The organism is Moraxella sp. (genome assembly GCF_024227015.1).
GTDB lineage: Bacteria > Pseudomonadota > Gammaproteobacteria > Pseudomonadales > Moraxellaceae > Moraxella.
This window is the reverse complement of sequence record NZ_JAAELD010000199.1, coordinates 1-10,993: the sequence shown is the minus strand read 5'-3', so window position 1 is coordinate 10,993 and position 10,993 is coordinate 1. Positions and strand designations below refer to the sequence as shown.

The following is a 10,993-nucleotide window of genomic DNA, read 5'->3' as shown; positions in this document are numbered from 1 at the left end:
GGGGAAGATAGAGCAATCCGAATCACCGATATCTGCTCTGATTCGAGAAGTGGATGAAGAGTTGGGTTTGGATATTAATGATAATATCATCACTAAGATGGGTCGCATTTGGCATGACTATGGTGACAAGGCGGTATACCTGCACGTATATCAAGTGTTATTAACAGATGGTCAATATGTGGACTTTCGTGATCGGAAGATTGGCTGTGATGGGCAAGAGATTGGATTTTTTAAAAAAGATGTCGTAGTTGGACAAAAAGAGAATTTCCCTGCGGCGAATGCTGCTATTTTAGCTTGGCTGACGTTGCCAAATATCATCATTATCAGCCATGAGTTAGGTTATTTTAATAATAAAACCGACTGGTTGGATTGTTATAAAAATCTGCCCAAAAATAGCACGCTTCTTGTGCGTACTAAAAATATCGTTAACGAAGATCTGTTAAGGTCGTTGATGGCGTTGCGTACGGATTTAAGGTTGGTTATCTCATTGGAGGATTGGCTAAAGATTAAGGATAATCAAGGTATTGATCTTGATCAAATAGTAGCCATTCGATTGACGCATCATGAGCTGATGAATATTGATTTATCTGAATTGAATTTAGCGCATCTGCCCATCATTGCCAGCTGCCATGATTTGGATAGCCTGACCAAGGTCAATGAATTAGCAAAATCACACCCTGTTATGGCGGTGCTGTTATCACCAGTTAAGCCAACTGCGACGCACCCTGATGCGTCTGCATTAGGCTGGAAAGTGTTTGAGAAGCTGGCTGAAGTGTCGGACGTGCCTGTGATTGGACTTGGTGGATTAAGCCCTGATGACCTGCCAGATGCGCATGATCACGGCGCGGTTGCGGTTGCGGGGATCAGAGAATTTTTATAAAAAATAGCCATATTTCAAGATAAAATAAACCTTGTCAAAACACCCAAATTCATTTAAAATTCAGGTGTTTTGTTATAACTAATATTCCATTCATTTATAAAAGGATATTGCCATGAGCATCTATCAAGACCATCTAACCAAGCGCCAAACCCAAGAAACCCAAGCGACTGAGCTACTTGTCGCCCTTGCTAAACTTGCTAGTCAAAACGCAAATGTTCTGTTTTTTGGTGAGCGTGTGGCTCTGTCGGTATCGGACATCTTGGCAAAACACGCCAAAGCAGGTCTTGACGTGGCGGATACTCTTGCCCTAGCCAAAGACATCACAGCGATTAACACCACTGTTGATTTGGGACAAGCGGTTAAAGCAGGCAAAAAAGCCAGCGATTTTGCAAACGGTGCAGAGGTATCTGCCACGGACGTGGTGCTATACGGCTTTGGGCGTATTGGACGCATCTTGGCACGTCTACTTATGAGTCGTCCTGCCTCTGATAAGGGCTTGCAGTTAAAGGCGATTGTGGTACGTCCTGCTGGTGATGGCGACCTTGATAAGCGTGGCTCACTACTAGAACGTGATAGTGTGCATGGCTGGTTTGATGGCTCGGTGGAGATTGACAACGCCAATAGCGGTATCATCGTAAACGGTCGTTTTATCAAATTCATCTACGCATCTGACCCTAGCGAGATTGACTACACCGCACACGGCATTGACAACGCCATAGTGATTGATAATACTGGCAAATGGAAAGATGAAGCAGGGCTTGGTAAGCACCTAGCAAGTAAAGGTGTAAAAAAAGTGCTACTCACCGCCCCTGCCAAAGGCGATATCAAAAACGTGGTCTATGGCGTAAACCATGACACCATCGGGGGCGACACCATCGTATCGGCAGCGTCTTGCACCACCAACGCCATCACGCCAACGCTCAAAGTACTACACGACACTTATGGCATCGTAAACGGACACATGGAAACCGTTCACGCCTTTACCAATGACCAAAACTTGGTAGACAACCATCACAAATCTGACCGACGTGGTCGTGCCGCTCCGCTTAACATGGTCATGACTTCTACAGGTGCGGCGTCTGCGGTATCAAAAGCCATTCCTGAATTAAAAGGTAAACTCACAGGTAATGCCATTCGTGTACCAACACCAAACGTTTCACTGGCGATTTTAAACCTAAACCTTGAAAAAGCGGTCGGTTCTGCTGATGAGCTAAATGCCTTTATCAAAGAAAAATCACAAAGTGAGCAGTGGCAAGAACAAATCGACTATTCAGACAGTCCAGAGGCGGTATCTACTGATTTTGTGGGTTCTGAAAAAGTGGCGATTTTTGATGCTAAGGCAACCATCGCCACCGACAACCGTGCCACCTTGTATGTATGGTATGACAACGAGATGGGATACAGCACTCAGGTTATCCGTGTAGCGGAAGTGATGGCAAATAATGGCTAATTGCCAATCTGCCATCAAAAAACACGCTCAACATTTGGGCGTGTTTTTTTTATTTCGGCAAATTGGTCAAATATGGTGATTGTTGTCTTTGGTTGCATGATTGTAGTTGAGGCCATTCGATAACTTTAATTATGCACATAAACCGACTAAATTCCAATCAGTAAGAGAAATGTGATAGAATACAGGATAATTTTATTTGAAAAAGAGTTTAGTAATGCGTTTTATTGATGAAGCTGTAATCAGCGTAAAAGCAGGCGATGGCGGTAATGGTATCGTGAGCTTTCGCCGTGAAAAATTCGTCCCAAAAGGCGGACCAGACGGCGGAGACGGTGGCAAGGGTGGTGATGTTTATGTGATTGCCGATGACAACACCAACACGCTCGTGGACTTTCGCTATACCCGTAAATTTGAAGCCAAACGAGGCGAAAACGGTCGCTCAAAAAACTGCTCAGGCAAAGGGGCGGACGATGTGTATCTAAAAGTGCCTGTGGGGACGACGATTATTGATACCGACCTTGATGTGGTGATTGGCGATTTGACCGAAGTGGGGCAAGTTGTGTTGGTTGCCAAAGGCGGAGACGGTGGGTTTGGTAATACTCGCTTTAAGACTTCTACCAACCAAGCTCCCCGTAAAGCAATCCCTGGTTTTGCTGGCGAAGCCAAAAATTTAAAATTAGAACTAAAAGTCGTGGCGGACGTGGGGCTGATTGGCTTGCCGAATGCAGGTAAATCCACCTTTATCCGTCAAGTGTCGTCCGCTCGCCCAAAGGTGGCGGATTATCCCTTTACCACGCTTGTGCCAAACCTAGGTGTGGTGGACGTGGGAACGCACCAGTCGTTTGTCATGGCGGACATTCCGGGTTTGATTGAAGGGGCGTCAGACGGTGCAGGGCTTGGCATTCGCTTTTTAAAGCACGTTGCCCGTACTCGCAGATTACTTCATATCGTGGACGTAAAGCCCATTGATGAATCAAATCCTGTGGACAATGCACGGATTATCCTAAATGAGCTTGAAAAATTCTCAGCCGAATTATCCAAATTGCCCCAAATTTTGGTGTTAAATAAAATTGACCAATTAGAAGATGATGAGATTGATGATGTGTGTAACAATATCGTCAAAGAGCTAGACTGGCAAGGCGAGGTGTTTCGCACGTCTACCATTAGCGGACAAGGCGTGGATGAGATTAAATATCATCTGATGAACGAAATTGAAGAAGAGCAAGAGCGTGAAGCAGACGATGAAGAGTTTGCCAAAGCCCAAGCCGAGCGGTTTGCCCGTCTAGAAGAAGAAGTTCGCCACAACACCGAGATTCAAAAAGAAGCCTACCGTGCCCGCCGTAAAGCCGAGCGTGAAGGGCTATCGGACGATGACGATGATGATTGGAATGATGACGACTACGATGTGGCGGTGGAATACGCTCCGTACTGATGATGGGCTGATATAAGGAAAAAGCATGGATAATTTGCCAAAGCGTATCGTGGTAAAAATCGGCTCATCGCTTTTGACCAATAACGGTCGAGGGCTTGACCGCACCGCCATTTATGAATGGGCAAGACAAATCGCCACGTTGCACGCTCGTGGGATTGAAGTGGTGTTGGTGTCGAGTGGGGCGGTTGCTGAAGGGGTGGTTCGCATGAATTTACCCGAACGCCCCAAAAAGCTCCCTGCCTTACAAGCCTGTGCGTCCATTGGGCAAATGGGGCTGATTGAGACATGGTGGCAAGCGTTAATCCAAAAAGGCGTGCAGTCATCACAAATTCTACTGACCCATGACGACCTAGCTCATCGCTCACGCTATCTGAACATCAGCCAGACCATTAATCAACTGGTGGATTGGCGTGTCGTACCTGTGATTAATGAAAATGATACGGTCAGCTATGGCGAGATAAAATTTGGCGATAATGACACGCTTGGAGCGATGAGCGCGACCATGGTGGGCGCTGATTTGTACATCATCCTAACCGATCAAGACGGCGTATTTAACGATAACCCGCGCACCAACCCCAACGCCAAGCTCATCACCAGCGAGCGAGCCATGGCAGATTATCTGTTCGATGTGGCGGGCGATGGCGGTAAATGGGGATCGGGTGGCATGCTCACCAAAATCCGTGCAGGGCGCTTGGCGGCAATGGCGAACTGCCCGACCATCATCGCTAATGGTAAAGTTGAGAACATCATAACTCGTCTGGCGGATGGCGAGGCGATAGGCACACGATTGACAACCGGTCATGCTGACCGCCTTATCGCCAAAAAGCAATGGCTTGCCACGCACATTCGTACGGCAGGCACACTCGTTATTGACGATGGCGCGGTTAAGGCGCTTACTGAGCAGCATAAATCACTACTGCCTGTAGGCGTGCTAGAGGTTCAAGGTGACTTTGACATGGGCGATGTGGTTGAGATTGTGAACGCTCAAAAAGTGCGATTGGCTGTAGGGCAAGTCGGTTTTGATAGCCATCAGGCCAAACAAATCACCCAAAAGCACACTGATGAAGTGCTACAAATTCTAAAATTAAACGACAATGACAAAATCATCATGGTGCACCGTGATGACATGGCAGTTCTGTAATTTTGTTAATAACTTATAAACATTGGAAAAAATCATGACTCAAAATTTCCCAACATTAAAGAATGATCGTCTACTGCGCGCCTTGCGTTTCGAGCCGGTGGATATCACGCCTGTGTGGATGATGCGACAGGCAGGGCGTTATTTACCAGAATATAAAGCAACTCGTGCCGAGGCTGGTGATTTTTTGAGCCTGTGTAAAGATACGGCTCGTGCTACTGAAGTTACCCTGCAGCCGCTACGCCGATTTGAGCTTGATGCGGCGATTTTGTTCAGTGACATTCTGACGGTGCCTGACGCCTTGGATTTGGGATTGTATTTTGAGACAGGCGAGGGTCCAAAATTTAAAAGAACCGTCCGCACAGAATCAGAGATTGCTAATTTGCCTAAGCTTAACATGAGCGACCTGTCTTATGTGACAGATGCGGTAACGAGCATTCGTCATGCATTGGGTGGTCAGGTGCCGCTGTTTGGGTTTAGTGGTAGTCCGTGGACGCTGGCGACTTATATGATTGAAGGTGGTTCAAGCCGTGAGTATCGCCACGCCAAAGAGATGATGTACGCGCGTCCTGAGCTGCTGCATGCGCTGCTTGCCAAAATTACTGAAGCGGTGACAGAGTATCTGGATGCTCAGATTGTCGCAGGCGCGAATCTTGTGCAGATTTTTGACAGTTGGGGCGGGGCGTTGGGCCATCGCCAATTTGCTGAATTTAGCCATGCTTATAACCGTCAAATCATCGCGAGCCTTAAAGCCAAGTACCCTGACGTGCCTGTGGTGATGTTCACCAAAGGTGGCGGCTTATGGGTGGATACCCAAGCTGACAGTCAGGCAGATGCGCTGGGCTTTGACTGGACAATGCCACTAGATAAAGCGCGAGCGGCATTAGGCAGAGATAAAGCAATTCAGGGCAATCTAGATCCTGCCACTCTGTACGGTACGCCTGATAACATCCGCCAAGCTGTTAAACACATGCTAAGCGATGTCTACGGCAGCGGCATTCACACCGGTTATGTGGCGAACTTTGGGCATGGCATCACGCAGTGGGCGAACCCTGATCATGCCAAGATTTTCGTTGATGCGGTGCATGAATTTAAATTGGTGTAAACCATCGATAAGCTAAAAGTTTACAGATGTACTATTTTTTAGCTATTTTTAAAAAATCGTGCTATAATTTGGCAAATTCATCCATTTGTTAAGGATTTTTTATGTTATTAAAAGGCCAGCGTTTTGTGGTAACAGGCATCGCCAGTAAGCTTTCTATCGCTTGGGCGATTGCTGAGAGTTTGCATCGTGAAGGTGCTGAGCTGATCTTGACTTACCCAAATGATAAAATTAAAAAACGCGTAGACATGGCGGCAGAAGCCTTCGGTGCAACTGCAGTAATCGAGTGTGACGTGGGTTCTGATGCATCTATCGAAGCATGCTTTAATGAGATTAATCAGCTTTGGGGTCAAGGCGAAGATAAGGGCGTGAACGGCATCGTGCATGCGATTGGTTTTGCTCCTGCTGATCAACTGGATGGTGATTTTACCAGTGCTACCACGCGTGAAGGTTCTAGCATCGCGCATGACATCTCAAGCTACAGCTTTGTGGCGCTGGCCAAAGCGGGTCGCGAGCTACTGGCTGCACGCCAAGGTTCGCTACTAACCCTAACTTATGAAGGTAGTATCTCTGTACTACCAAACTATAACGTCATGGGTATGGCGAAGGCAAGTCTAGAGGCGTCTGTGCGCTATCTGGCAAGCTCATTGGGTGGTGAGGGCATCCGTGTGAACGCCATCAGTGCAGGTCCGATTCGCACATTGGCAGCCAGCGGCATCAAATCATTCCGTCGCATGTTAGACGTAAGCGAAAAAATCGCTCCGCTACAACGCAATGTTAGCCAAGAAGAAGTGGGTAATGCCGCACTATTCTTATTGTCTCCTTGGGCGAGCGGTGTGACAGGTGAGATTTTATTCGTGGATGCGGGCTTTAATACTGTCGCCATCAGCGAACAAATCATGGCAATGGCAGGCGATGACGAATAACATCATCTAAGTCATTCTCCAAGCGCAGAACTTATCATGGTTTTACGCTTTTATTTTTGGCAAAAAATGATTAAAATAAGAATTTTTGCTGCTTTATTATCATGATTGATAAACTTCCGACATGGGTGCTGTGCGGCGCGGTGGTGCTTGCTTTTTGTGCTGGCGTGCTAAACACCACAGCTCTCATGGGTTTTACACACGTCTCAGCTTCGCATGTGACTGGCAACGTCAGCTCGCTGTCAGTGACGATATTGGCAGGTGATTGGGCGAACATGAAGCTATTTTTGATATCTATTGCGTCTTTTTGGATGGGGTCGGTATTAAGCGGTGTTATTATTGGTGGCAGCGAATTTAACATTCATCGCAACTATGGCTATGCGATGTATCTAGAAGTGGCGCTACTGGTGGCGAGCCTGCTGCTGTACATGAACGACAGCTATTTTGGTCAGATGATGATTGCGATGGCATGCGGACTACAAAACTCCATGGTAGCAACCTATCATGGAACGGTAGTGCGAACAACGCACTTAACGGGTACGACATCTGACTTAGGTTCGATCGTGGGTAATTGGCTTTTTGGCCGCCGGGTTAAGCTATCACGCGTTTTATTATTAAGCGCACTGTGGTGGGGGTTCTTTATTGGTGGCTTCGTGGCGGTGATGATGTACCGAGCCTTTGGTTACCTATCCATGCTGCTGCCCATCATCATTATCTTGTTCGCGGCGATCAGTTATCAACGCATGGAAGTGTGGTTTAGAAGTTCCGAGCGTCTCATTCGATTACAAGTCATTAAAAACAAAAGAAAAAAACGCACCAAATCCCTATAACAGCTCATCATCAGCATATTCATCCGCCTGTAGAATCTCACCAAGTCCTGATGCGATGCGCTGGACATAATTGATGTCATTAAGCAGTGATGATGCCTGAACACCGATGAGTTTGCCTTGCCGTACCCGCTCAAAAATTATCCCGTGAAAATCCGACTCTTGTTCTGTGCGTTCAATAAAGCTTTTGATGGCAACAGGGCGGCTCTCGTCATCTCTAGGCAGTTCGTAGTGATGTAAAAAATCAATCAACATCTCAAATACACGCTGTCGTAATGCCAGATAATCAGCATAGACAGCGCTGTCTGGTTCGGATAGGAATTTATGCATGTTCTTCTGTAGATGCTTACTGTCTTTGATGATCTCGATGACATAGAACGCGCGCAGATGCATGCGACTCATCTCATCTCGCAGTTTTGGGTTGTTCTCGATGTCCATTTTCCCCAAAAAATCAACAATCGCACCGTGCAAGGGTTTGATTTGCCAGCGATAGAGGGTTTTTACGTCTTTTTCTAGTGGCTCGGTCGGTGTAGTCAGATGCATGGTGTTGCGGTACAGTGCGTCTGGCGGAATGTACACCGCATGGCACACCAGCTCAATCCCTAGCTTGGTAAGCCTGTGAATCTCCTGATTGGCGGCGCGCAGGGCGGTATCAGTGGCGCGCAGCATGTTGTCTGCAAGATACATCGGCTCAAGCGGCGTGCGTGTGTCAGGCAGGCTGTAGCCTTGGGCTTCTTCGGGTAGGGCGCGAACCAGGCGATCGGCGAATCTCTCCTTGTACCGCCAAAACGCCAAAACGCCCAACAAGTTAAATATCGTATGAAATAAAGCCAACTGAAACAGCTCAGATAAATTCATTATATTCGCCAAAAAGGCAACACCATAGGTTACTGGTAGCCACAATAGCAGCGAGATTAAGGCGGTAACTGCATTAAAAATCAGATGGGCCAGCGCCAATCTCTGCCCGTTTCTGTCGCTGCCAAGCATCCCGACCAGTGCTGTGGTCGCACTAGAGCCTAGGTTTGAGCCGATGGCGATGGCAAAGCCTTGCGCAATGCTGATCTGACCTGCTGCCAATGCTGATAATGTTAGGATTAATGTGGCGTGTGAAGATTGTAGAACGCACGTCAGCAAGAAACCCACCACCACGAAAATCAGCACTTCGGCGAAACCATGAACATTAATCTCGCTAAATGAAATGTCATTGGCGCTAGAAAAGCCGTCTTTGATGGCGTCAATCCCTAAGAATATGAGTGAGATGCCAATGATGGCTTGCCCAAGCGGCTTTAACCGCTTATCCAAAAAGCCCATCAATACGCCAAACACAAGCATCGGTAGGGCGAAGGCATTCAGACTAAGACTCTGCCCAGCGAAGGCAAGCAGCCAAATACCGCTCGTCGCACCGAGGTTCGTACCAAAAATAATCGACAAGCCGCCCGCAAGACCAATCATGCCACTGCTCAAAAAAGCAATGGTCAGTAATGATACGAGGGTACTTGATTGTAATATAAAGGTTGCGCTCATGCCAAAGACAAAGCCTTTAATCGGGCTTTGGGTGGATTTTGCCATGAGTCGCTCAAGGGTGCCGCCAGTCGCCTGCTGTAAGCCCAGCTCAATACACTGCATTCCAAATAAAAACAGCGCCAAGCCATAGCACAACGTAAGCCACGCCTCGCTAAACCAAAACGAATAACCTAAAAACGCCAAGATTGACACGATGATCGCGTGGCGGATGTATTTGTTTTGCCAAAGCTTAGTAAGCAATCCTGAGACGGTGGGTTTTTGCGTGGACATAATCATACTTCAAGGGTTATCCACTTATTGTATAAAAAACCCACAAAAAAACAAGGGTCATTGCCCTTGTTTTTGATAATCTATCAAAGATTATTTTTCAGTCCAGCGTTTTTGGCTTTCAACGATGACTTTCTTGGCTTCAGCAGCATCGAAGAATCCTTCAACTTTGGTGGTGCCGGCTTTTTTAAGGTCTTTGTAGTGGTTGAAGTGGAATTCTACCTGTTTGATGAATTGTGCAGGTAGGTCTTCGATGCTGTTATAAGCATTGCCGTTGTTGCGGTCATCAGCTGGTACGACGATGACTTTATCGTCCACTTCGCCATCATCAACGAATTTCATCACGCCAAGCACTTTGGCTTTTAGGAAGATGCCTGTTGGTAGTGGCTGCTCAGTGAAGATTAGCGCATCTAGCTCGTCGCCATCTTCATCTAGGGTTTGTGGAATGAAGCCGTAGTTGCAAGGCTTAGCAAATGCAATCGGCTCAACGCGGTCAAGCTCAAAGCAAGCCAATTCGCGATTCCATTCGATTTTGTGGTTAGAGCCTGCTGGGATCTCAACAACCACGTTGATTACGCCGCCATCAACATCGCCTGCGTCTAGAATTTGGTTAAAGTCTGCCATGATGTACTCCAATAATATGAATGAATATAAATGATCAAAAACGTTGCTATTGTAATATCAAATGGCGCGAAGTGCAATTGCTCCTTTATGCCGCTTTTGAATATTTTTGATGAATTTACGCATAAATTCCGGCGTGTCAGCAGCGTCAAACTTACCAAAGCTTGCCAATTTCACCATGCTCATCCCAGCATAGCCGCAAGGGTTGATGGCATTAAATGCCGACAAATCATTGGTTAAGTTAATCGCGATGCCGTGATAGCTGTGACCTTGCTTGATTTTAAAGCCCAGTGAGGCGATTTTACCAAGCATGTCATTGGTCTGGTTGTAGATATAGACCCCAGGTGCGTCACGGCGAGCACGTGCGATGAGCTCATCGGGTAGGTATTCGTTCACCACGTCTTCGATCGCTTGCTCGGCATGACTGACTAAGTCTCGCACGCCCATGCCGAGCGCGTGCAAATCCCACAGCCAGTACACCACAAGCTGACCTGTGCCGTGCCAAGTGACTTGTCCGCCTCGGTCGGTCTTGATGATGGGCGTATCGGTCTTGTATAGGATGTGCTCTTCTTTGCCTGCTTGACCTAGCGTATACACATCTTGATGTTCAACGATCCATAACTCATCTGACGTCTGACCATCAGTCTTTTTGGTATCGATGCGAGCTAGAGTGCGCGCCAGCATGGCATCGTGCGTGGCATTGTATTCGGCATCTGGGTGGGCTGAGATGGTTAGATTGTCAGATTGTAATTCCTGGGTGCTAAAATTGGGCAGACCCAAAGGAAGTTTATCCAAAGAAACAAAACTCACTGGAAAAGAGGAAGAAATAAAG

At 47.1% G+C, this 10,993-nt stretch carries 10 protein-coding genes; 7 read left to right on the top strand and 3 right to left on the bottom strand.

Annotated features, from left to right (window positions below):
• The 7 genes from GY683_RS04610 to GY683_RS04580 form a co-directional block, all read left to right on the top strand.
• A partial coding sequence (locus GY683_RS04610; RefSeq protein ID WP_297287629.1) for a thiamine phosphate synthase occupies positions 1-880 on the top strand: 880 nt, incomplete at its 5' end.
• Positions 881-992: 112 nt separating this feature from the next.
• Entirely contained in the window at positions 993-2,330 is a 1,338-nt protein-coding gene (locus GY683_RS04605) for a glyceraldehyde-3-phosphate dehydrogenase (protein WP_297287628.1), read from the top strand.
• A 214-nt stretch (positions 2,331-2,544) separates the two neighbouring features.
• Complete coding sequence (gene cgtA / locus GY683_RS04600; RefSeq protein WP_297287627.1) at positions 2,545-3,759, top strand: Obg family GTPase CgtA; 1,215 nt, start codon at positions 2,545-2,547, stop codon at positions 3,757-3,759.
• 25 nt (positions 3,760-3,784) lie between these two features.
• A complete protein-coding gene (proB, locus tag GY683_RS04595; protein WP_297287626.1) occupies positions 3,785-4,900 on the top strand; it encodes a glutamate 5-kinase in 1,116 nt (371 codons plus the stop codon).
• A 34-nt stretch (positions 4,901-4,934) separates the two neighbouring features.
• A complete protein-coding gene (hemE, locus tag GY683_RS04590) occupies positions 4,935-6,002 on the top strand; it encodes a uroporphyrinogen decarboxylase (RefSeq protein ID WP_297287625.1) in 1,068 nt (355 codons plus the stop codon).
• A gap of 101 nt (positions 6,003-6,103) precedes the next feature.
• Positions 6,104-6,925: an enoyl-ACP reductase gene (locus GY683_RS04585; RefSeq protein ID WP_297287624.1), complete on the top strand. Its 822-nt coding sequence runs from the start codon at positions 6,104-6,106 to the stop codon at positions 6,923-6,925.
• Positions 6,926-7,026: 101 nt separating this feature from the next.
• Positions 7,027-7,752, top strand: coding sequence for a YoaK family protein (locus tag GY683_RS04580; protein WP_297287623.1), 726 nt, complete (start codon positions 7,027-7,029; stop codon positions 7,750-7,752).
• Here GY683_RS04580 and GY683_RS04575 read toward each other — a convergent pair.
• From GY683_RS04575 to lipB, 3 genes are all read right to left on the bottom strand, one after another.
• Entirely contained in the window at positions 7,747-9,543 is a 1,797-nt protein-coding gene (locus GY683_RS04575) for a Na/Pi symporter (RefSeq protein WP_297287622.1), read from the bottom strand. The two genes, GY683_RS04580 and GY683_RS04575, sit on opposite strands and share 6 nt — an antisense overlap.
• Before the next feature lie 90 nt (positions 9,544-9,633).
• Positions 9,634-10,164 carry an inorganic diphosphatase gene (locus GY683_RS04570; RefSeq protein WP_297287621.1) on the bottom strand — a complete coding sequence of 177 codons (531 nt, stop codon included), beginning with the start codon at positions 10,162-10,164 and terminating at the stop codon, positions 9,634-9,636.
• A 57-nt stretch (positions 10,165-10,221) separates the two neighbouring features.
• Complete coding sequence (gene lipB / locus GY683_RS04565) at positions 10,222-10,845, bottom strand: lipoyl(octanoyl) transferase LipB (RefSeq protein ID WP_297287630.1); 624 nt, start codon at positions 10,843-10,845, stop codon at positions 10,222-10,224.
• Positions 10,846-10,993: the final 148 nt, after the last annotated feature.